Below are 23805 nucleotides of genomic sequence, written 5' to 3'. Positions count from 1 at the left end.
GCCGTTATTTAAAACCCACTCAAACCTACTCAATGTGGGTTTGATGTTTAATTCCTACTTCACCATCAAGAACCTAAAACATTTGCTTTAGGGATTACCTCAATTCCATAGGCTGTCACGGTGTAACTCACCGCCTTAATCACCACTTATGCAGTGATTAAATCTTTATCCGCATATCGCAGGATATTAATTGATGCATTAACATCACGATTTTGGATGGTTTGGCAAACTGAGCACTTCCACTCTCGCGCAGAAAGTGTGAGAGATTGATTTAATTCACCACAGCACGAACACATTTTACTACTTGGGAAGAATCGACCAACCGAAAGTACCGATTTTCCATGCTGTTTGGCTTTATAAATCAACTGCCTTTTAAACTCATAAAAACCCATATCGGATATAGCTCTTGCGAGTTTACGATTCCTCAACATGCCTTTAACATTCAAATCTTCAATCGCAATCACATCAAAACGTGTTACCAAATCCGTTGTGACTTGATGAAGATTATTCTTGCGTAGACAGGCAATTTTATAGTGCAGGCGAGATAGCTTGGCTTTTGCTTTTTCTCGATTCTGACTACCTTTTTTCTTACGACTAAAAGACTTGTTGAGTCGCCTTAGTTTTGCAAGCTGTCTTTTAAGTGGTGCGTTAGAAGGAATAACCTCACCATTTGAAAGGGTGGCAAGATTAGAGACACCCAAATCAACACCGATACTTAAACCTGTTTTCGGTTTAAGCTTTTCGATCTGGGTGAGTTCGACAGCGATTGATACAAACCACTTACCACCTTGTTTAAATATTTTGGCCGAGAGAATTTTACCCTTATAGCGCAGATTCTCAGTCATTTTCACCCAACCCAAATTAGGGATTTTAATAGACCGACCCTTTACGCTAAATTGATCATTTGATAATGAAAAACGGTCATCCTTGCCTTTTTTTCTTGGCTTGGGGTATCCTGATTTGCCGTTAAAAAATCTATCAAAAGCACTACCCAACTGCTTAATCGCCAACTGTGGTGCGCACTTAGTCACTTTCTTCATGAAAGGATATTTTTCAAATTTAAAAGTGTTTAGGTGCTTTCTTAATTTACTCTCTTTAGGTCTATTAAGAAGCATTTCATTCACCGCAACATCATAATACTCACACTGATCTCGATATTCCTTATCAGCCTTGTATTGTCGCTGCCACTCTCTTAAAGCCCAATTATACGACAAACGAGCAACACCACTTGCCTGAGCAAAATGGCTTGCTTGTTTATTATTGGGCATCAATTCAATGATATGCCCTCGTATAAATCGACTCATAGTGCTTCCTTGACCACCTGTATTAGCTTTTGGTTCTTTTTACTTCGGCTTCCATATAATCGTGCTGAAAATACAGTGATAATTTCCAGGACATCTTGAGACAGTTCCTCCTCAAAACTCAAATTTTCACCCTGATTAATAATTACAATTTCAACATTCCGAGCTTCACATAAAGCAAAAACCAATTCAGCACCAAAACGTAATAATCGATCTTTGTGGGTTAAAACCAATCGACCAATTTCATTATTAATAATTCCATCCAAAAGAGCCTTAAGCCCTTTTTTGTGATAATTCATCCCTGAGCCTAAATCACTAATAATCTCAAATGTCCATCCCTGCTTGGCACAGTACATTTCCAAAACTTGTTTTTGTCGCTCAAGATCAGCCTTTTGATCGTGACTAGATACTCTTGCATAAGCAATAGTTTTTCGGCTGTTCTGAATTGATAGATCATGGATAAGTTCAGGTGTGATCTTGCTTAGATCGTAACGTCTGTGATTTTTTGGGGTTCTATCTGCGACTAAAGTGCCTTCCTCATCCCATCTTCTTAGGGTTTGGATGGAAACACCCAGTGTTTTAGCTGCAACGCCAATACTAACATATCTACTCATTTGTATATAATAAAATAGAAATAGGTAGATTTCAACTAGCAGTTATTAACCCTTTCGGCTTGTAAAATCAGCTCAAGCTGCCAAACAAGTATCCATCGTCATGCGACCAACAGTTTTGTTTAAGAACTGCGCATTTAAAATAGCAACCAAAACTTATACTAGATAAGCCATCTATACTATGTGGGATCAGCATTTTTCAAAAATACATCAGATAAACAGTAAGTTATTTAATTTTTATAGTGAAGATTAAAATAGCCTACAAACACATATCATAAAAAATATTCATATGACCTATAAAATAAATTAGAAAATCATAGCTCGATCTACTAAAATCGCTTTCTTTTGTTTACATCTTATTTCTCTCCCATGACGAATTTACGCACACGGGATATTATTGCCTTGGGTTTTATGACCTTTGCGCTGTTTATTGGTGCAGGTAATATTATTTTCCCACCTATCGTGGCACAGCAAGCGGGCGAACACGTCTGGCTTGCTGCGCTCGGTTTTCTCATTACCGCAGTTGGCTTACCCGTGATTACCATTATGGCGTTGTCACGTGTCGAAGGTTCTATACAAATTTTAAGTTCGCCTTTAGGCAAAATCGCGAGCTTAATTTTAACAGTCGTCTGTTATTTAGCGGTTGGCCCGCTTTTCGCCACACCACGTACCGCTACCGTATCTTATGAAATTGGTTTCTCTGCCTATTTTGGCGATTCCGCGAGTACCTTATTCATTTATAGCGCCATCTATTTTGCCTTGGTGATGTTAGTTTCACTGTATCCACACAAAATTTTAGATACAGTGGGCTATGTACTTTCCCCGCTTAAAATTCTGTCATTACTAATTTTAGGCATCACTGCATTTATTATTCCGACAGGTACAATTTCACCTGCCATTCACAATTATGTGAACAGTCCTGTATCTGAAGGCTTTATTAACGGTTATCTCACTATGGATACCTTAGGTGCATTGGTATTCGGGATTGTGATTATTAATGCGATTCGTTCACGTGGCGTAACTGATAAAAAACTCATCACCCGCTATGCGGTATGGGCAAGTTTAATTTCAGGGATCGGTTTAACTTTAGTTTATCTAAGCCTATTTAAACTGGGGATGGGCAGTCACGATGTTGCCGCCAATGCCAGTAATGGTGCAGTCATTTTACATGCCTATGTGCAACATGCTTTTGGCGGATTTGGCTCGGTATTTTTAGCTGCAATGATTTTTATTGCCTGCATGGTTACGGCAATTGGACTGACATGCGCATGTGCTGGATATTTTGAGCAAATTACTAAAATTCATTATCGCCGTTGGGTATTTATTTTAGTGGGCTTTGCCTTTGTTATTTCCAATCTTGGACTCACCAAACTCATTGCAGTTTCAGTGCCTATTTTAAGCGCGATTTATCCACCTGCAATTGTGGTCATTCTACTCAGCTTTTTCTGGGGATTGTTCCGTATTCCAACTCGTGTGATTGCACCTACTGCCGCAGTTGCATTGCTCTTTGGCATCATTGATGCAATGAAGGCTGCAGACTTAGCCAGATTTTTGCCGACCTCACTGACCAATTTACCGCTGAGCGAACAAAACCTCGCTTGGTTGTTTCCTGCATTGCTGATTTTTATATTTGCTGCAATTCGTGATCGAATGAAAAAATAACCATTACGCATCTCGAGCTAGGTATGTTTTCAAGTTGCGCTCTATTTTGAAGCTGCATTGTATTAAAGGCGTGTTTTATCCAAATACGAATTTAAGTTAGACAATAATTGTCAGGTTTTACCCAAACCCACACTTATTGTTTTTTTGACCAAAGCTGTTTTCTTTTTACAATTTATCAGCAAGGATCAGAACACATTCCATTAATCTTTAGGAATAATAAAGAATTGAAATTAAAATATTTTCAATAAAAAATAAAACAAAATGAATCATTCACCAATCTTAAACACATCTCAAATTAACGCTAAAGTCGTATAGTCGCCTTCAAAAATAGCTGGCATAAAATATGCTAGTACCATTGTAATGTTATTTATATGACTTAAAAAACGCGCTAATTTTTATTATTTTTTATATAAATGATAGTAAATAGTGATATTTCTTACAGAAATGATGTTTTTTATCAAAATATGATTATAAGGACTTGAAATAGTTTCCAAAATAAGGTAGAACAATATAACCAATCTGACTAAAACGCTCTGATTTTAGTAATTTATAATAAGGAGGGATGGAGATGTTTTCACATTTCACTACGCAAGTCTTCATTAACGCTCTGAAGGCTAACCACAATCTAGTTACTTTTTTAAGCACCACTTTTGCACTAATGCTGACCCTATTGCTACAAGGCTCAATTCAAGGCAATTTGAAACCAACCTATTTTTTATATGCCTTATTGGTATGTATAGCCTTTGCGATTTGGACATCTATTGACCAAAAGTTTCGTAAACATAAAAACGTAGAAATTCATTAATTTTTACCCGAACACCCATTCATTTTAGCTTTTTTTCACTTTCACTTTGCGGCAGATGGATCACTCCTCTGCCGCCAAACTCATCAAATAGATTCTACTCACCACTTAACGGTAAACATCTGAAAATCTTCTCCCTCCCCTAAGAAAAATTAAACTGAGCAATTAGAATTACAACAATCCGTAGATTGCACCGAGCAATAACACACTCGTCCCGCCCAATTCAGCCATAATTAATAACAGCATTACCAAACTCATGCACCAACTTGGTAACGTCCATGCTGCAATTTGATGCGGTTGTTTAAATTGATTGGTGGTGTCTTTGAGCAATCCATGCAAGATATAACTCAGAATAGAAAAACTGAAAAATGCTAAATTTAGAATGACACAAATTAAAATAATAGTCGTATCCCAAATACAAAAATAAGCCAAGACCGCTAAAATTAAACTCGCAGGCGCATATAACAAGCTACTGCGATGTGCAATATCCACATAATAATGCGCACGCGCTTGGGCAGAAGCACGAATTTGCCAATATTTCCACACGCCTGTAAGTATCCCCACCCACAAAAATATGCCACTAAAGATAATCGCAAGGCGCACTGCCAAAGATAAACTTTCCATGCTAAACACTCTTTTTATTTTTCGTGCGGTTATTTAACTACACTCACAGACCACTCTGCTTGACTTTAGAGTCAGAATTAACTCAAGTTTCTTTTTAGAACTCGTGTAAATTAAATTTATTCTTATCATTTTTAAAAACATTATGAGCACTTTTGAAAGCTTAAATATTATTTGTGCAGATGGTTATACCCTAGCTGCCCGTTATTATCCAAATCAATATACGCAAGCACAGCGTCTACCTGTCTTGATTTGCCCCGCGACAGGCATTACCAAAAGTTTTTATCACGCTTTTGCCACATGGTTAAATGAACAAGGCTATGCTGTGCTGTGTTTTGATTTTCGTGGTATTGGTGATTCATTGCATGAACCATTAAAACAATGTGAAGCCAGCATTGTTGATTGGGGGCAGTTGGATATTCCTGCAGCAGTCAATACTTTACTGCAAAAAACACAAGCCGAACAGGTCGTTTTATTGGGACATAGTGCAGGCGGACAATTACTAGGGATTAATCCTGAATATCATAAAGTGGCAAAAGTAGTCGCTGTATCTGGCTCTACAGGCCACACAAAAGGTTTGAAAGGTCGTACGCGCCTTCTAGCTCCAGTGATGTTTAATCTTATTTTCCCCCTTGCTAGAATTACACATGGTTATGGTCCAACCAATGCGATTGGTATGGGGGAAAACTTACCTAAAAATGTGGCTCGACAATGGGCACAATTTTGTAGCAAGACTGGTTATGTGATCAATGCCGTTGGTAAAACAGTTACAGAGCATTATCACGATGATATTCGCTGCCCAATTACTTCTATTTGGAGTTCGGATGATGAAATTGCCACTAAAGCCAATGTACTAGATTTACTGCGTCTCTATCCTCAAGCACCGACCAGTATGATTGAACTCGTACCAGAGCGTTATCAACATAAAACCATTGGACACATGGCAATGTTTAAAAAATCACATCAAAATTTATGGGATGTGATTGCAAATCAATTGGAAGTTTAATTTTCAGTGATGACGTCACCTACAAATTAGACATTTTGTGGTTTTAGTTTCTCGCTTTTTGTTTTTTCACTGTTTAAGCAACCAAATTTGTAATCCTATTTGGTTGCTTCTTTTTATTCCATATTAAACGCTGCTCATGTTCAACTTTTAAAATCCAGATTTTTTGTTGATACAAATTTTCAGAATGGAATATCACCATCTTTTTATTGCGCCATAAAAAAAGCTCCACCATTTCAGCAGAGCTTTTTAAATGATAGATTTTTATGTTTAGCAATTAGCGTAATCGAATCAACACAGTTTTAATACGGTTGTCATCAAGTTCTGTCACTTCAAAGTGCACACCTTGATAATCCAACTGCGTACCTACCTGAACTTCGCCTTGGGTTTTATCTAAAATCAACCCTGCGACACTAATATAACCCGCATCTTCTTCAATTAGATCCATCATACCCAGTTCAAGTTCAAGCTGATATAAATCCAACATACCTGTTGCTTTCCATTCATTGTCATTGATTTTAACCAAATCCAACTGCTCGTCTGCATCAGGGAATTCACCTGCAATCGCTTCAAACACATCCAGTGGCGAGATCAAACCTTGAACATTACCAAACTCATCACTGACTAAAACCAAAGAACCTTTAGAAGTACGCAACGTATTGATCGCATCAATCACTTTCATTTTTTCAAAAATGTAAATTGGACGCTGGCGTTTAATTAAAGCTTTGAGCTCTTCTTCTTCATCTAAGACATCCAACAGCTCTTTGGCACGTACAATGCTAATGACTTTATCCAAACTACCACGACACACTGGAAATAAGCTGTGTGGTACAGATAAAATCTGTTCACGAATTTGTTCAGGTGAATCTTCAATATTGACCCATGAAATTTGGCTACGTGGCGTCATAATTGATGCGACTGAACGCTCTGCCAATGTTAAGACACCACCAATCATGTAGCGCTCTTCATCTGCAAACGCTTCTTGTGCTTCGTTATGCATATCAGGGCTACTGGTTTCAACTCGACCACCCATCAATTTTAAAATTGAATCTGCAGTACGGTGACGTAACGGAATTTTTGCTTCATGCTTTGCAGCATTGCGCTGACCAAATTGGTTAAATGCTTCAATTGCAATCGCAACACCAATACCCGAATAGATATAGCCTTTAGGAATATGAAAACCAAAACCTTCTGCAATTAAGCTGATACCAATTAACAATAAGAAGCTTAAACACAGAATCACCACTGTTGGATGACGGTTTACAAAAGCAGTTAATGGCTTAGATGCAAATAACATCACCAACATTGCAACCACCATCGCAACCATCATCACATAGATGTTGTCGACCATACCAATTGCGGTAATGACTGAGTCTAAAGAAAAAACTGCATCTAAAATAATAATTTGTACAACTACTGCGGTAAAACCTGCATAAACCACATTGGTCGTGACTTTGACTTCGGGTTTACCTTCCATCTTATCATGCAGTTCTCCTACAGCCTTATAGACGAGGAATAAACCACCTCCTAAAAGAATAAGGTCACGCCCTGAGAAGGTTTTTTCAAATATGGTAATTAACGGTTCGGTTAAAGTAACCAACCAAGAGATTGCAAATAACAATCCTAAACGCATAAGCAACGCTAAAGATAAGCCAATGACACGGGCTTTATCACGCTGTTCTGGAGGTAATTTTTCTGCAAGAATTGCAATAAAGACTAGGTTATCAATACCTAATACGATTTCTAGAATAATAAGTGTAATTAAACCAACCCATATTCCCGGATCTAATAAAAACTCCATCAGTTCATATCTCCGAGATAGTTAGCAGAAATCGAGATATAAAGTAGACCTGCGCACGGCGACGGATCCATAAAAGTAACCTTTTTAGCAATAGATAGCTTAATTATGCACAATCTTGAACATTTGTAATTATATTTTTAATTTTTTTAAAAAAAACTAAACCGTATGATCTATAAGATGGTTTTTACTTTATTTTTCATATTCTTAGTTTTTTTTAGAGCTATGACAACCAAACAAATGCTGTGAAAATGGATTGAATATGTCAAATGAATTGTAATGTATTTTTAGACCCATTAGTCATAGATTGAAACCCCAAACCAATCTACACTTTTATACAAGTCTAACATTATGATAAACAATAATTATTTATAATAAATTAGACCAAGTTTTATAAATTTTCCGTAAAATCCAGCGCAGTAGCCCGCACTTTCACCTAAAAGCCAAGTGTACAAATGTATTTTTTTAACTAAAATGCAGCTCAAGCTGATGGTCAAATTGATAATTCAACTTATAAAACAGGATAATTCACCAATAATCCCAACTAAAACAATACTATAGGATTAATTGATATGACACATGAATATGGATTGAACTTAAACAAATGCCTACGCGCTTGGAAAAATAGCCATTTCAAAGCCAGCTTCTAAATCGAGATTCATCATATTTCGTCAGATTTCAACCAAATTTTAGCCACTGAAAGCATCTTGCTAAGCACATGAGTTTTCACATAAAATGTGAAATATCAAAAATACAATTAAAACAATGCAGGGAATATGCAATGTCCAAGAAATATTCAAAATTTCTACCATCCGCCGACCAATATGATATTGAACAATTTCCGTATTATTGGGTCACACAAGTACATGCTCAATATGTACAGAATGTCGATCAGGCACTTAAAAAGTATGGTTTAGATAATTCTCGCCGTCGTATTTTATTGGCATTAAGGTCAAAAGCACATGCGAGTGTGTCTGATTTGTCAGACATGGTGGTGTCAAAAATGTCAACTACAACTAAAATTGTTTATCGTTTAAAAGATGAAGGTTTGGTTGAAACTTATTCTTGTGATGATGATGCGCGTATCACTCGTGTCGTGCTTACTGAAAAAGGTAATGAGATGACCAACAAAATTAATGATCTGACTAGCGTTGTTTTAGAGCAGTCATTTGATGGTTTAACTCCACTACAAATTGAAAAAATGATGGAAAGTTTACGTCATATTTTTAATAATTTAGCACGCTAAACATCACGTTATTGTTCCACATCTGTTCTTATCCTATATAAGCACAAGATGTACTTAAAGATCGAAAAAATTAAGCTGGGGGCTTACTTTTTCGATCTTTGCTTTTGGTACATGTGAACACTCAAACTCGTCTAAAGGAAAGCCCTGCACAAAGCTGTGTATGTTCGGTGTTTTCAAACTTAGCCATTCATCTAAACGTGCATGTGGAATAACAATAACAGAACGTTTGACTGGCCCAGGCTCATGAAATTCCTTCATCATCGCGTGATCAATTGCGTCCATGGTAATCATACTCGCAGAACGGACAATTTCTTCCGTGCCTTGCCCATCCTTTAAACGGCAAATTTCATACAGTGCTGCAATAAAAAAGGCCTGTCCATCTTTACGACGTACCCCCCAACGCTGCGGTTTACTGTCTATATATTTGGATTCATAAAATTCTGACACAACAATCGCGCCAAATTTACACTTATAAGCAGCTTCACTAAAACTTGGTTTTTCTAATAAAGTTTCGTTACGGCAATTATAGGTTTTTTGCGCAATACTTCTGTCTTCCGCCCATTTGGGAATCAAGCCAAAATTCACCGAGCGCCACTCTAAACCTTGTTCAGACTTAAACAATAGTGGCACACTCGAATTTGGATACGCTTCTTCAGCATATTCAAACGGAATTTCAGGCAGACCTAATGCAGATAATTGCGCTATGCTTATTGGTTTAAAATTGGCACACATATACAAATTGGATGATTAGACACACGCACTATATTATGCGTTTTGATCATGAACAGTAAGTGCGCACCCACGCATTCCTTCTTACTCAAACAAAACGCAGGACAAATAATTACCGTTAAGCTGGCAATGTCAGCCAATGCGTGCGGGTAAATTCTTCAAATATCCAGCGCCCATTAAAACGACCTAAGCCTGAGTTTTTCTCACCACCAAACGGTGCATTGGCATGATCGGCAACGGTAATACCATTAATATGTGTCATTCCAACATCAAACTGTGCTGCAAATTCTGCACCGCGTTCTACATTTGTAGTGCATACAGCAGCAGATAAACCATAGCGTGTATCGTTCGCTAACTGTAAGGCATGTGCGGTATCTGCTGCTTTGAGAATCGGTAAAATAGGTCCAAAACTTTCATTTTGTACAATTTCTGAATCGGCAGCGACATTCACAAAAACATGTGGTGCAACTAAGTTCCCCGTAACCCCGCCCGCATAAACCAATTCTGCACCCTGCGCCTGTGCTTTTTGAATAATATGCTGATGCTTTTTCACCTGTTCTGCATTAATAATTGGCCCAATCAAGGTGTCATTTTTATTCGGATCACCTACTACTAATTGCGACACACTTGCTAACAATTTTTCAAGATAGGCTGCATAAATAGACTGATCGACAATGACCCGATTGGTACTCATGCAAATTTGACCTTGATGCAAAAAGCGCCCCATCACAGTTAGTTCTACGGCCAAATCTATATCTGCATCATCCAAAATGACTAAAGGTGCATTGCCACCGAGTTCTAAGGCGACACGTTTTAAATGCTCACCCGCAACGGCCAGTTGCCCTACATGCTGTCCAACTTCTGTAGAGCCTGTAAATGAAATCATTTTAGGAGTTGCATGCTCAACAAAGTAATCACCAATTTCACGACTCGCACCCGCCACCACATTGAGTACGCCTGCAGGCAAGTCTGCTTCTTCGAACAGTTTACCGAGTATAGTTCCACCTGTGACTGGCGTATCACTGGCAGGTTTGAGCACTACACTATTACCACAAGCAATCGCTGTAACCACTGAACGCATAGACAAATGGAAAGGGAAATTCCACGGACTGAACCGTACCGGGTTTGTCGGAGACTTTTTTATTTAAGTTAGGCCACCTGACCTAACGGGTTAATCTTATCATAGTACATTGCTTCAAACTCAAAAGGCGATACATAACCCAGTGCACTGTGTACACGCTTTTTATTGAACCAATCTACCCAGTTTAGTGTCGCAAGTTGTACATCTGCTAAACCTTGCCAATCTGCTTTTAAATATTCAATCACCTCTGTTTTGTATAAGCCATTCACCGTTTCAGCCAAAGCATTATCGTATGAATCACCAGTCGTACCGACTGATGCTCGTAAATTTGCAGCTTCTAAACGATTGGTATAGCGAATAGAAAGATATTGAACACCTCTATCGGAATGATGAATCACATTCTTTGGCATGCCTCGATCGTGCAATGCTTGCTCAAGTGCATCGAGCACCATATCTGTATTCATCCGTGTAGATACTTTCCATCCAACAATTGCTCGTGAGAACACATCAATAATAAAGGCGGTATAGACCCAGCCTGAATGAGTTTGAATATACGTAAAGTCACTCACCTGAGAAGCACTGCTTCGCAAGGGTCAGGATGATCAGCATTAAAATTACGTTTCACTAAATCATCTGCTCTTTTTTGATCATCTCGGCTACGGGTGGTTTGTTTATTCTTACCACGCCAAACACCTTGTATAGCTAGCTTCTGCATCAATCGAGCAACTGTACAACGTGCGATAACATAACCTTCACGTTTCAATTGTTGCCAGACCTTACGCACACCATATCGACCTGAACTTTCTTTCCAAATTCGTTGAATTTGTTCAGCATGATGCTCATCATGTAGATCTCGTTTCGCTCGATGTTCTGGATTGTCAGCGAGATCTAAAGTTCGGTAATAGGTTGAAGCTGCGATCGGTAAAATCCTACAAATCGCATCAACACCATATCGATCTTTATTGTTATGGATAAAATCCACCATTATTTGTGTGGGCGGTCGAGCTCCGCCTGGGCGAAAAAAGCGGCTGCTTTACGTAGAATCTCATTGGCGCGTTGCAGTTCTTTATTTTCGCGTTCGAGTTGTTTGATACGTTCTTGGTCTGAAAGCTGCTGTACTTTAACTGGATTTTGTTTATCTAAATATTTTTGATACCAAACACGTAGTGTTTCAGGAGTACAACCTATCTTGGGAGCAATAGCGGTGATCGCAGCCCAATTCGATGGATAATCTTTTTCAGATTCAATCAATAATTGAACCGCTCTTTCTCTGATTTCAGGGGTATATTTTAATTTTGTCATCGGGATAGTCTCTCAGAATATTGACTCTCCGACAAACCCGGTACGGTTCAGACTGATCACAGCAATAACACCCAAAGGTTTACGCAAAACAACACTACGGACTTTCGGATCTTTGCTTTCCAGTTGCGTCGTGGTCATTTGCTCGGGAAATTGTGCAGCTTCTTGAATAATCCCTAAAGCAGCATCGACTTCGATATTGGCTTTTAAACGGGTACTGCCCGACTCATCAATCAGCCACTGGATAATTTCTTCGCGTCGTTGCTGAATGACTTGCTCTAAGTTATTAATGATGTATTGACGCAGACTTGTGGATTGAATCAATTGTTCATCAAAAGCTTTTTGCGCTGTACTATAGGCACTATCAACATCTACCACGCTGGCGCCCTGCATCTCAAAAATTGTAGTTTGATGATATGGATTCAAGTTTGGAATGGTTTTAGTAGATGTCCCAACCGACCACTTGCCGCCAATAAATTGTTGATTCAAATCTTGATATGCTGGCATGTATTTGTCCTTGCGCTACTTTTTATATATGACTTTCACTCTACTCCGCAGCTTGATGTTTTTCTAGCAGCAAGTACATCCTGTAACTATTCAGCTGCAAAATTTTCAAAAAACCATAAGCAAAATACAGGCAACAAAAAAGCCTCCGAAGAGGCTCATTTGTTTGTATTACACAATCAGTAAATCAAATCCTAAAGGATTAATCACCTGTATAACCTTTTAACTTTAAACGCGCTGCGTGTAAAAGTGGCTCTGTGTAACCAGAAGGTTGCTCGCCACCTTTGAAGATCAAGTCAGATGCAGCTTGGAATGCAATGTTATTAGCAAAGTCGTTAGACATAGGCGTGTATAGTGGATCATCAGCATTTTGTTGATCTACAATTTTCGCCATGCGCTGCATTACTTCCTCAACCTGTTCACGCGTTACAATTCCGTGACGTAACCAGTTGGCAACGTGCTGAGAAGAAATACGTAAAGTTGCACGGTCTTCCATCAGGCCCACATCATTGATGTCTGGAACTTTAGAACAACCTACACCCAGATCAACCCAACGAACGACATAACCCAAGATACCTTGGCAGTTATTTTCCAGTTCTTTTAGTTTCTCTTCTTCAGACCAGTTGGTATCAGTTGCAAGAGGTGGAGTTAACAAATCATCTAAAGGCAATGCTTCAGTTGCAAGCAATTCTTGCTGACGGTTTGCTACATTAATTTGATGGTAGTGAATCGCGTGAATCACTGCACCTGTTGGAGACGGAACCCATGCACAGCTTGCGCCTGCTTCAGGATGTTCAGTCTTGGTTTTGTACATGTCTAACAGCATGTCTGGTTTTGGCCACATGCCTTTACCAATCTGTGCTTTACCACGTAGACCTGTTTGTAGACCTACCATGACGTTACGGTTTTCGTAAGCTGGGAACCATTTTTGGCCTTTGATTTCGCCTTTACGAACAAATGGACCTGCTTCCATGAAGGTATGGATTTCATCACCTGTACGATCCATGAAACCGGTGTTAATAAAGATGGTACGGTCTTTCGCCTGAGCAATACAGTTTTTCAGGTTAACAGAGGTACGACGCTCTTCATCCATGATACCGATTTTCAGGGTTTTAGCAGGTAAGCCAAGCGCTTGTTCAGCACGTTCAAACAGCTCAACCGCAAATGCTACTTCTTCTGGACCGTGCATTTTTGGCTTAACGATATACATAGAACCGGTACGTGAGTTCTTGATCGTGTTCTCACCACGGATATCAGCCACAGAAAGCAATGGAGTGACCAATGCATCCATGATGCCTTCATAAATTTCTTCGCCATCTACAAGGATCGCCGGGTTTGTCATCAAGTGACCCACGTTACGAAGCAGCATCAATGAACGGCCATGAACCTTGGTCTCACCGCCTTCAACATTTTTGAAGGTGCGGTCAGCATTTAGTTTACGGGTAATGGTCTTGCCATTTTTCTCGATAGACTCTTCAAGCGTACCTTTCATCAAGCCTAACCAGTTACGGTAGCCTTCAACTTTTTCTTCAGCATCAACTGCTGCAACAGAGTCTTCCAAGTCTTGAATCGTCGTTACAGCCGCTTCAAGCACAACATCTTTCACGCCAGCTGCATCTGTCTGTCCAATTGGGCTGTTTGCATCAATCTGGATGATTGCGTGCAGGCCGTTATTTTTCAGTACGATTTCAGTTGGTGCAGAAGCTTCGCCATTGTAACCAACGAATTTAGAGCTATCCGCAACAGTTGTTGTAGAACCATCTTTTAGGCGAACAACAAGTTTGTTTGCTTCTACAGCATATTGAGTCGCGTCGGCATGTGAACCTTGCGCCAATGGGAAAGTTTCATTTAAGAAGTTTTTCGCGAATGCAATTACTTTTTCACCACGAACTGGGTTGTAGCCTTTACCTTTTTCTGCGCCATTTTCTTCAGAAATAACGTCAAAACCGTAAAGTGCGTCATATAACGAACCCCAACGTGCGTTTGCTGCGTTCAAGCAATAACGTGCGTTACGTACAGGTACTACGAGCTGTGGACCAGCCAATAATGCGATTTCTTCATCAACATTTTCGGTGGTAATTTGAAAATCTTCTACTTCTGGTAATAAGTAGCCAATTTCAGTCAAGAAAGCTTTGTAAGCTTCTAATTCAAATGTATTATTGCGGTGCCATTCATCAATTTTAGCCTGAAGCTCATCACGCTTTGCGAGTAATGTTTTGTTCTTAGGGCTAAGATCGACAACGACTTGCTCAAAGTTTTTCCAGTATGTATCACTGTCCAAACCAGAACCTGGTAATGCTTCATTTTCGATGAAATCGTAAAGTTCTTTAGCAATCGCTAACTTGCCTTTTTGAATACGTGCAGTCATTGTCTTTCCTGATATTGCTACTTTTTATACAAGAGATTCTAGTATACTGATTTATATTTAGCTGAATAGTATTATCACATTTCAAAATAACGATCATTTATTACAAGATGAATGACAACAATCATCATAAATCCTGATCAGAAACACGACACTATTACTCATCTAAATACACTTTTACAGTGTATAAAGTTTTTGAAATGTCGAAATTAGACTTAAGTTCAGATTTTGTTGTAAAAATCGACGTCAGTCTTATTGCAACCCTTCAAGATTAAGCCATGTTTATGACAAAATGTCGATAAAACCAACAGTCACATCTTTTCTATCATAAAAAAGCGCCTAGTTCTAGGCGCTTAAAAGATCAACTGATTTGATGTTTGGCTTCGGTGGCCTGTATCTGTCGATGTTCTTCATTTAAGTAATCATCAGACTGCATTTCCAATAAACGTGAACGTGTGCGTTCAATTTCAAATGCCAGTTTTTCGCCCTGATAAATTTCAATAATCGAATCTTCAGAAGTCAGTAATAACTTGACACCACGATCATAAAATTCATCGACCAAATAAATAAAACGACGTGTTCCTTCAGACAAGAAGTCTGTTAAATGCGGTACATTGCTCACCAAAACCGTGTTGTAGATGTTGGCAATTTCAATAAAGTCTGCAGGACTACGCGGTTTAAAGCACAGTTCTGAAAATTCACACCACAACACATCTTCAGTATGCGCAATTGTTTCAACAATACGTTGGTTGATAATAATTGGCTCAGAAGAATAATGTTGTGTATTACTCAAAGCACTGAAACGCTGTGCCATCCAGTTTTGATTATCATGCGTTAAAGGCGATTTAAATAATTGCGCCTGTTTCAAAACACGTAAGCGATAATCTACACCAGCATCGACATTTAGCACTTGGCAATGTTTTTTGACCATTTCAATGGTTGGAATAAAACGATCTCGATGGATACCATTTTTATATAAACCGTCTGGGGCGATGTTAGATGTTGCCACCAAAGTAATGCCACGATGGAATAATTTTTGGAACAAGTCACTCAGAATCATCGCATCAGTCACGTTAGATACGAAAAATTCATCGAAACAAATCACCACTGCATCTTTATAAATTTGGTCTGCAACAGAATCGAGCGGGTTACGCTGCCCTGAAAGTTTGTTCAGTTCACGATGCACATGCTGCATAAAGTGGTGAAAGTGCATACGTGTTTTACGTCTAAATGGAATCGAGTCGTAAAACTGATCCATGAGCCATGTTTTACCACGACCTACACCACCCCACATATAAACACCCTGTGGTGCTGTTTGGCGGCGGAAACGGCGGAACGCTTTTTTTGATGCTTTATAGCGTTGAATTAATTCCTGCCACACACGCTCAAGTTCGTGTACAGCCTGCGCCTGCGCATCATCTGGCATAAATTGTCCAGAGGCTAACGCTTGTGCATAACGCTCCGCAGGCGATAATGGAGTAAAGGCTGTGGTTTGTGGCGAATTAAAATCAGACATATTCATCAGTACTTATTTGGGCAAATAGATTATAACGAAGATCGAATCACGAGATATAGCACTTTGGCATAGTTTGCAAAATACTTAGGCTATTTTGTATATTGGCGTGGACTTTGTCCAAACCACCGCTTAAAGGCATGATTAAATGCCGCAGGTTCTGAATAACCAAGTAACTCTGCAATCATTTCAATTGAATATTCCTGATATTCAATTAATCGCAATGCTTTATCTTTGATAAGATCTTCACGAATTTGTTTGTAACTAGTGTTCAATTGTTGCAGTTGATGGCGCAATGTCCGTTCAGGAATTTGCAAAGCATGTGCTGTTTCTGCCATGCTCGGCATACTGCCTTGTTGTAATTCCAAATAATCTTTCACGCGCTGTACCACCGAAGGCGCATCATCTTCGAGTTTAAGTCGCTCTAACTCAATCACGCATTTGGCTTCATAACTACTAAAAGTGACTGCATCGGCAGATGGAATACGTGCTGTGAGAACTGCATCATCAAACCAAAACGCTGCTTGGGGTTGATTAAAAACAATATCTTGACCGTAATAATCATAAAAAGTTTGCAAAACTTCACTTTGCTGCGGCTGTACAAATGGCAATTCTATGCGAATACGTGGCGCACTCATTCCCATCATTTTATATAGGTCTTGAATAAATTTGAATGTGCCTGAAATTTCACACTGCGCACGTAATACACCTAAACTACTATGTAAATCATTGGGTTGATAACACAATGCAATATGTCGCGTGCTATATTGTAAACTTAGTTTCCCGCTTAAATGCGTCAATCCCTGATATTGAATCCCTTTTTCTAATGCAGTGGCAATATCTGGACTGGTCACCAATAACATCAGTAAAGGACCATAACCTGCCAAAGCATAATGCTGTCCAATAAACAGCCCCATTTCAGGCTCTACATCTTCACCAATGACTTTGAGAATATCCCATTCCAAACTCGGATGAATAATTGAACTGGTATCCAGCGCATCTGCACGCAAGCCGATACTTTGCAATTTTGCATCGACATCAACGCCTGCTTTACGCATGCCTTGTATTAAATACATTAAGCCAAGTATGGATCTTTTCATAAAATGAACAGTGCGAAACGGAATATCCTTTTTACCCGATTCATCCACAGATAGAAATTGCCGAAAATATCAATTTTTATGTCAGCACGATCATGTTACCACATGCTGGCTTATTCTATCCTGACTCAAACAAACTCAAGTCAAACAAAATAAATATAAGGATGTCTTCATGCAGGATGCAGCGGCTCATTATCAAGTCGCAATTATTGGCGCAGGCTTTGGTGGATTAGCCATGGCGATTCGTTTGCTACAACGCAACATTCATAACTTTGTGATTTTAGAAAAGTCTAATGAAGTGGGTGGTACTTGGCGTGAAAATCAATACCCTGGCGGGGCTTGTGATGTGCAGTCGCATCTGTATTCATTGTCATTTGCACCCAAAACTGACTGGTCAAAACGCTATGCCGAAGCACCAGAAATTTTTCAGTATATTCAAGATGTGGTGCAACAGTTTAATCTGCGCGAATATTGCCAATTTAACAGCGAAGTGGTGCATACCGAATACCATGAAAAAGACTGTGTATGGCATGTTGCGTTAAAAGATGGCAGACAATTGAGTTGCCAATATTTAGTCTTTGCTTCTGGCCCACTGCATGTGCCACAAATCCCGCACATTAAAGGCATTGAAAAGTTTCAGGGCAAGGTTTTTCACTCGTCTCAATGGGATCATCAATACAACTTAAATAGCAAAGTTGTGGCATCTATTGGCACAGGCGGCAGCGCGATTCAATACATTCCTGAAATTGCACCTCAAGTTAAACAGTTATATGTCATGCAACGTACAGCTACATGGGTCATTCCACGAGATGAACGCAAATATCTGAATATTGAGAAAAAACTGTTTAAACAAGCAGACTGGTTTAGAAAGTTGCATCGTGCGCGTTTGTATTGGTCGAATGAATCACGTGCAATTCCAATCATGCAACCTAGCGTGATGAAATATACCCAAAAACTGGCAGAAGCCTTTATTCGTTTTCAGGTCAAAGACAAACAATTGGCACAAAAACTCACGCCTGACTACATTATGGGATGTAAACGTATTTTAGTGTCCAATAAATACTTCCCAACTTTTAACCGTGACAACGTCGAATTAGTGACTGATGCAATACAGGAATTGACTGCAGACAGCATCATCACCAAAGATGGTAAAATGCGAAAAATTGATTGTCTGATTTATGGCACAGGCTTTATTACCGATCCGCGTATCTATCTACAGCCATTTAGCTGCATTGGTGAACATGGCGTTGAATTAAAACAGGCATGGAAAGATGGCGCAGAAAGCTATTACGGCATTAGCCACAAAGGTTTTCCGAACCTGTTTCAGTTGCTTGGGCCAAATACAGTTTTGGCGCATAACTCGGTTATTTTTATGATCGAATCGCAAGTCGATTACATTCTGCAAATGATGGATTTGGTGGCACAATCACAGAGCAATGCAATTGTAGTAAAAGATCAAGTACAAGATCAATTTAACCACGATGTGCAAGACATGCTAAATAACACGGTTTGGCAATCTGGCTGTGTAAGTTGGTATCAACAAGATGGTGGAAAAAACTTTGCACTTTGGCCAACCTATACTTGGAAATATTGGCTAAAAACCAAGTCGCTGCATCCGAGTGATTTCAGATTAATCAGTAAAGCGGCATAAATTTCCGCTTTTAAAAGCAAACTGGCATAATCAACAGGTTTTTATCTATCTCCCACCTGTTGATCTCATGCAATCTCTTTGGCTGATTTTCCAATTACTCTGCTGTTTATGTCTAGGCTTTGTACTGGCAAAACGCCTTCCTCGAATAATCGAAAAAATTGCGTTTCAACTGCTGCCGTATTTTAGCTATATCCTGCTAATTGCAATTGCAATGGAATTTTCACAAACGTTCGGTTCATTACAGCAGCCATCGCATATTCTATCTACAGCTTTACAGATTGCATTTGCTACATCAATTGGTGCTTTTCTGTGTTGTTATTTGCTTTACAAAGGTTTGGGGCTGCAAGCAACGCAAGGCAAAGTTTCATTACAGTTGTTGATTCAATCCTGCATCAACATCAGTTATGCCTTTTTTGCACTATTGGCAGGCTACGTGCTGCATCTACTTTTTAGTGCTATGGATTTCCAAGTTCAGATCAACACTTGGTATTTACTGTTGCTGTTTATGTGGATGATTGGACTCGATCTCGCTTATTCGCCTTTAGATCGTTCTTGGCTGAATTGGAAAATTTTAATGGTGCCCGTAGGCTGTATTTTCGGTTCAGTTGCAGGGGTACTACTTTGCGCACTTTGGCTCCCCATCGCTCTACAAGATTTGCTTATGCTCTCACAAGGTTATGGATTTTATTCCATGAGCGGGATTGTGGTGTCGGAACTTCGCAATGCCGAATTGGGTAGTATTGCGTTAATGAATGATTTATTCAGAGAGATTTTTGCGATATTGCTGATGTATATTTTGGGATGGCGTTATCCACGTGCTGCAATTTCTGCCGCAGGCGCAACTGCCATGGACGTCACTTTGCCCATGGTAAAACAAGCCTGTGGCAACGATTTTATTCCACATGCCATGGTCAGTGGATTTGTATTGTCAATCCTTGCACCCATTGCTGTAAGTGTATTGGCTGCTATTTAAAAAGAATCAACAATTGTCATCTCTCCCTCTGGGAGAGAGTTGGAGAGAGGGTTTGCGCTCTATTTAGGCGAGAGTTAGAGAGAGGGCTTATCTTCCTTTTAGAGAGTCAGCGATAGTAAAATTAAAGCGTCGCTAAAATATCTTTCAAAGTCTGACGCGGATTTTCAGATTTTGTAATTGGACGACCAATCACCAAATGCGTAGAGCCATCTAGCATAGCTTGTTTTGGAGTCACAATACGTTTTTGATCATCGGCATTTGAACCTTCAGGACGAATCCCTGGAGTTACTAAAGCAAAATCTTGCCCTAAGGTTTCACGCAGCATTTTGGCTTCTTGCGCAGAACACACCACACCATCTAAACCACTTTCTTTAGTGAGTTTAGCTAAACGCTGAACTTGCTCAAAAGGCTCAATATCTAAACCTAAATCTTTTAAATCTTCACGCCCCATAGAAGTCAGTACAGTCACTGCAATCAGTTGCGTCTGATAATTCCCTGCTTTTAAACGCTCCACACAGGTTTCCATCATTTTGCGACCACCTGAAGCATGCACGTTGACCATCCATACGCCTAAATCTGCTGCAGCACATACAGCCTGAGCCGTTGTATTTGGAATATCGTGAAATTTCAAATCTAGAAAAACCTCAAAACCTTTGTCATGCAAGGCTTTCACGACTGCAGGACCTTCATGGGTAAATAACTCTTTACCAACTTTTACTCGACATAATGCAGGGTCTAATTGTTCTGCAATGGTTAAGGCGTCATATTGGCTTTTAGCATCGAGGGCAACAATGATACTCAAGAGAATTACCTATGGATTTGACAAAGAGTCGCTATTATAAAGTGATTCGTGCCAAGCAGATAGTCAAAAAGACAGCTTATCCCCCATCGCAGCGATAATCAGCCATTCGTCAAAGGCACACATAAAAAAACACCCCAAGATAACCTTGAGGTGTTGATGATCAATTCGCTCAACAGAGCAAATTAAAGTGCATTAGAAGAACGATCTTCAGTATGCACATCTAATACCGTTTTTTCATGACGAGTATGCGCAGCAGCTTCAGCAGCAGCCAGTTGAGCTGCATGAATTTGCTCTTTGCGTAGGTATTCAATATCTTTACGTAGTCGCTTAATTTCCCAACTATTTTGGAATACACGGAAAACCTGCACGCCCAACAATAACCCTAGCACCAAACCAAGTGCCAATGTAATCAGTAGCAATAGACCCAAACGCATTGCAGGCACTTGAGTAAATAACAGGTCAACTGAAAGTTCAGTGCCGTTTTGCAAAACCAATGCCAGAGAATATCCAAATAGAATAACTAAAATAGCGACTAGAACGTAACGCATAAACACCCCTAGGAATTTTATTTATTTACAGACTCGTTTACTGCATCACGTAGTGCTTTACCCGGTTTAAAGTGCGGTACAGCTTTAGCCGCAACTTCTACAGACTTACCTGTTTTTGGGTTACGACCTACACGTGGTTCACGGTGATGCAATGCAAAACTACCGAATCCACGAATTTCAATTCGGTTATCTGCCGATAGTGATGCAATCATTTGATCAATCATGATCTTCACAGCTTCTTCCACCAATGGCTCAGCCAAATGTGGATTTTTCAAAGCAATTCGTTCTATCAAATCAGACTTATTAAGTGCTTCAGTAGTCATCTGCGACCTCTTTAATTATCAAGCTACTTTTACCTAAACTGATAATAACCTGTTTAAATACAAAACGGTAGCGTAATAATTGAATACTACGCTACCGTTTACAGTATTTGTGTAAAAAGTATGTGCTAATTTACATTAACCATACAGTTTACCCGCAACTTAGTTGCCCATTTGAGCTTTGATCAAGTCACCAATTGTCTTAGGACCATTGTCTTGACCGCTAGTTGCAGTTTTCAAGTTAGCAACAGCTTCTTTCTCTTCAGCTTCGTCTTTCGCTTTGATAGACAAGTTGATAGAGCGAGATTTACGGTCTACGTTGATGATTTTCGCTTCAACTTCTTGACCAACTTCCAAGAACTTAGTTGCATCTTCAACGCGATCACGGTTGATTTCAGATGCTTTAAGTGTTGCTTCAACTTCGTCAGCTAACTTAACAGTTGCGCCACGAGCATCAACAGCAGTTACAGTACCTTTAACCAAAGCACCACGTTCGTTAGCAGCTAAGAAATCGTTGAATGGATCGCTGTTCAATTGCTTGATACCAAGGCTGATACGGTTGCCTTCAGCGTCTACAGAAAGGATAACCGCTTCAACAGTGTCACCTTTCTTGTAACGACGAATAGCTTCTTCGCCTTGCTCGTTCCAAGAAATGTCAGACAAGTGAACTAGGCCATCGATACCGCCTGGTAAACCGATGAAGATACCGAAGTCAGTGATTGACTTGATTGTACCTGAAACTTTTTCACCTTTGTCGTGGTTCTTAGCAAACTCTTCCCATGGGTTAGCACGAGTTTGTTTAATACCAAGAGAAATACGACGACGCTCTTCGTCCACTTCAAGAACCATAACGTCAACTTCGTCACCAATCTGAACAACTTTAGATGGGTGGATGTTTTTGTTAGTGTGGTCCATTTCTGAAACGTGTACTAAACCTTCAACGCCTTCAGCGATTTCTGCGAAACAGCCGTAGTCAGTTAAGTTTGTTACGCGAGCTTTAACGATAGAACCTTTAGGATAACGGCTCATGATCGCTAACCATGGATCTTCGCCTAATTGCTTAAGACCTAGAGATACGCGGTTACGCTCTTTGTCAAATTTAAGTACTTTAACAGTAACTTCTTGACCCACTTCAACCACTTCTGATGGATGCTTGATACGTTTCCAAGCCATGTCAGTGATGTGAAGAAGACCGTCGATACCGCCAAGGTCAACGAATGCACCGTAGTCAGTAAGGTTCTTAATCGTACCAGTAACAGTTTGACCTTCTTCAAGCTGAGCAAGAAGCGCTTCACGGTCAGCTGAAGATTCAGCTTCCATAACTGCACGACGAGATACAACAACGTTGTTACGTTTAGCATCAAGTTTGATAACTTTGAACTCTAACTCTTTACCTTCAAGGTGAGTTGTGTCACGGATAGGACGAGTGTCTACCAAAGAACCTGGTAAGAACGCACGAACTGGACCGATGTCTACAGTGAAACCGCCTTTAACTTTACCAGAGATAACACCAGTAACGATTTCGCCGTCTTCAAAGATTTTTTCAAGTTTAGTCCAAGTTTCAGCACGTTTCGCTTTTTCACGTGATAAAACAGTTTGGCCCATACCGTTGTCAAGTGCTTCAACAACAACATCAACGGTGTCACCAACTTGAACTTCAAGTTCGCGTTGTTCGTTTAAGAATTCAGCGCGGTCAACAACGCCTTCTGATTTAAGGCCAGTATCAACTGTTACCCAGTCAGAGTCGATGCTTACTACAACGCCTTGGATGACAGCACCCTTTTCAACGTTGAGGTTTAATTCGCTTTCTTCAAAGAGGGCTGCAAAAGATTCGGTCATGATATACCTGATAAAGTCAGCGGTCTTGGATCAGACAAGG

18 protein-coding genes, 3 pseudogenes and 1 other annotated feature are annotated in these 23805 nt (G+C 39.7%); of the genes and pseudogenes, 6 read left to right on the top strand and 15 right to left on the bottom strand.

What is annotated here, in order from left to right; translation table 11 throughout:
• Positions 1 to 146 precede the first annotated feature (146 nt).
• On the bottom strand, positions 147 to 1304 hold the full coding sequence (locus HX743_RS02545) for an RNA-guided endonuclease TnpB family protein (protein ID WP_178318423.1): 1158 nt from the start codon (positions 1302 to 1304) through the stop codon (positions 147 to 149).
• Positions 1301 to 1915 carry an IS607 family transposase gene (locus tag HX743_RS02540; protein ID WP_004976741.1) on the bottom strand — a complete coding sequence of 205 codons (615 nt, stop codon included), beginning with the start codon at positions 1913 to 1915 and terminating at the stop codon, positions 1301 to 1303. Before HX743_RS02540 ends, HX743_RS02545 begins: the two co-directional genes overlap by 4 nt.
• 366 nt (positions 1916 to 2281) lie before the next feature.
• Here HX743_RS02540 and brnQ point away from each other — a divergent pair, with 366 nt between their 5' ends.
• Together brnQ and HX743_RS02530 are read left to right on the top strand one after the other, a co-directional pair.
• Entirely contained in the window at positions 2282 to 3574 is a 1293-nt protein-coding gene (gene brnQ, locus HX743_RS02535; RefSeq protein WP_178318422.1) for a branched-chain amino acid transport system II carrier protein, read from the top strand.
• 568 nt (positions 3575 to 4142) lie between these two features.
• Positions 4143 to 4379, top strand: a complete 237-nt coding sequence (locus HX743_RS02530; RefSeq protein ID WP_070154559.1) for a hypothetical protein — start codon at positions 4143 to 4145, stop codon at positions 4377 to 4379.
• 168 nt (positions 4380 to 4547) lie between these two features.
• On the opposite strand, the gene HX743_RS02525 is transcribed toward HX743_RS02530, so the two are convergent.
• Positions 4548 to 5000 carry a hypothetical protein gene (locus HX743_RS02525; RefSeq protein ID WP_019836508.1) on the bottom strand — a complete coding sequence of 151 codons (453 nt, stop codon included), beginning with the start codon at positions 4998 to 5000 and terminating at the stop codon, positions 4548 to 4550.
• A gap of 142 nt (positions 5001 to 5142) precedes the next feature.
• Here HX743_RS02525 and HX743_RS02520 point away from each other — a divergent pair, with 142 nt between their 5' ends.
• A complete protein-coding gene (locus HX743_RS02520; protein ID WP_178318421.1) occupies positions 5143 to 6003 on the top strand; it encodes an alpha/beta fold hydrolase in 861 nt (286 codons plus the stop codon).
• Between the two features lie 274 nt (positions 6004 to 6277).
• Here HX743_RS02520 and HX743_RS02515 read toward each other — a convergent pair whose 3' ends face one another.
• Positions 6278 to 7801 (bottom strand): TerC family protein, encoded by a 1524-nt coding sequence (locus tag HX743_RS02515; protein WP_178318420.1) that lies wholly within the window; start codon positions 7799 to 7801, stop codon positions 6278 to 6280.
• A 778-nt stretch (positions 7802 to 8579) separates the two neighbouring features.
• Here HX743_RS02515 and HX743_RS02510 point away from each other — a divergent pair.
• The gene (locus HX743_RS02510; protein ID WP_004976754.1) at positions 8580 to 9044 is read left to right on the top strand and encodes a MarR family winged helix-turn-helix transcriptional regulator; all 465 of its coding nucleotides are present in this window, start codon (positions 8580 to 8582) and stop codon (positions 9042 to 9044) included.
• A 54-nt stretch (positions 9045 to 9098) separates the two neighbouring features.
• On the opposite strand, the gene HX743_RS02505 is transcribed toward HX743_RS02510, so the two are convergent.
• The 7 genes and pseudogenes from HX743_RS02505 to HX743_RS02475 all read right to left on the bottom strand — a co-directional run bounded on the left by HX743_RS02505 (position 9099) and on the right by HX743_RS02475 (position 17635).
• Positions 9099 to 9776 carry an SOS response-associated peptidase family protein gene (locus HX743_RS02505; RefSeq protein ID WP_096901413.1) on the bottom strand — a complete coding sequence of 226 codons (678 nt, stop codon included), beginning with the start codon at positions 9774 to 9776 and terminating at the stop codon, positions 9099 to 9101.
• A gap of 115 nt (positions 9777 to 9891) precedes the next feature.
• Positions 9892 to 10884, bottom strand: a pseudogene (locus HX743_RS02500) (aldehyde dehydrogenase family protein); the annotation flags it as partial.
• A 38-nt stretch (positions 10885 to 10922) separates the two neighbouring features.
• Positions 10923 to 12156 (bottom strand): annotated as a pseudogene (locus HX743_RS02495) (IS3 family transposase).
• Positions 11765 to 11881 (bottom strand) — a sequence feature (AL1L pseudoknot). Its footprint overlaps the pseudogene before it by 117 nt.
• 51 nt (positions 12157 to 12207) lie before the next feature.
• Positions 12208 to 12660: pseudogene (locus HX743_RS02490) on the bottom strand (aldehyde dehydrogenase family protein); the annotation flags it as partial.
• Positions 12661 to 12859: 199 nt separating this feature from the next.
• On the bottom strand, positions 12860 to 15025 hold the full coding sequence (locus HX743_RS02485) for a malate synthase G (RefSeq protein ID WP_096901411.1): 2166 nt from the start codon (positions 15023 to 15025) through the stop codon (positions 12860 to 12862).
• Positions 15026 to 15383: 358 nt separating this feature from the next.
• A complete protein-coding gene (gene zapE / locus HX743_RS02480; RefSeq protein ID WP_004976758.1) occupies positions 15384 to 16538 on the bottom strand; it encodes a cell division protein ZapE in 1155 nt (384 codons plus the stop codon).
• A gap of 89 nt (positions 16539 to 16627) precedes the next feature.
• Entirely contained in the window at positions 16628 to 17635 is a 1008-nt protein-coding gene (locus HX743_RS02475; RefSeq protein WP_178318419.1) for an AraC family transcriptional regulator, read from the bottom strand.
• Positions 17636 to 17804: 169 nt separating this feature from the next.
• Here HX743_RS02475 and HX743_RS02470 point away from each other — a divergent pair, with 169 nt between their 5' ends.
• Complete coding sequence (locus HX743_RS02470; protein ID WP_178318418.1) at positions 17805 to 19283, top strand: NAD(P)/FAD-dependent oxidoreductase; 1479 nt, start codon at positions 17805 to 17807, stop codon at positions 19281 to 19283.
• Positions 19284 to 19350: 67 nt separating this feature from the next.
• Positions 19351 to 20256 carry a lysine exporter LysO family protein gene (locus tag HX743_RS02465; protein WP_096901408.1) on the top strand — a complete coding sequence of 302 codons (906 nt, stop codon included), beginning with the start codon at positions 19351 to 19353 and terminating at the stop codon, positions 20254 to 20256.
• A gap of 121 nt (positions 20257 to 20377) precedes the next feature.
• Here the strand turns inward: HX743_RS02465 and pyrF are convergent, their stop codons facing one another.
• From pyrF to rpsA, 4 genes are all read right to left on the bottom strand, one after another.
• The gene (gene pyrF / locus HX743_RS02460) at positions 20378 to 21058 is read right to left on the bottom strand and encodes an orotidine-5'-phosphate decarboxylase (RefSeq protein WP_178318417.1); all 681 of its coding nucleotides are present in this window, start codon (positions 21056 to 21058) and stop codon (positions 20378 to 20380) included.
• A gap of 182 nt (positions 21059 to 21240) precedes the next feature.
• Positions 21241 to 21606: a lipopolysaccharide assembly protein LapA domain-containing protein gene (locus HX743_RS02455; protein ID WP_004976771.1), complete on the bottom strand. Its 366-nt coding sequence runs from the start codon at positions 21604 to 21606 to the stop codon at positions 21241 to 21243.
• 17 nt (positions 21607 to 21623) lie between these two features.
• The gene (locus tag HX743_RS02450) at positions 21624 to 21929 is read right to left on the bottom strand and encodes an integration host factor subunit beta (RefSeq protein ID WP_004976773.1); all 306 of its coding nucleotides are present in this window, start codon (positions 21927 to 21929) and stop codon (positions 21624 to 21626) included.
• 159 nt (positions 21930 to 22088) lie between these two features.
• Positions 22089 to 23765, bottom strand: coding sequence for a 30S ribosomal protein S1 (rpsA, locus tag HX743_RS02445; protein WP_004976774.1), 1677 nt, complete (start codon positions 23763 to 23765; stop codon positions 22089 to 22091).
• Between the last annotated feature and the right edge of the window lie 40 nt (positions 23766 to 23805).

This window comes from Acinetobacter sp. Swhac1, from assembly GCF_013390985.1.
GTDB classification, from domain to species: domain Bacteria; phylum Pseudomonadota; class Gammaproteobacteria; order Pseudomonadales; family Moraxellaceae; genus Acinetobacter; species Acinetobacter towneri.
Note: the sequence above shows the minus strand (reverse complement) of the source record. Positions and strands in the feature narration are given on the sequence as shown.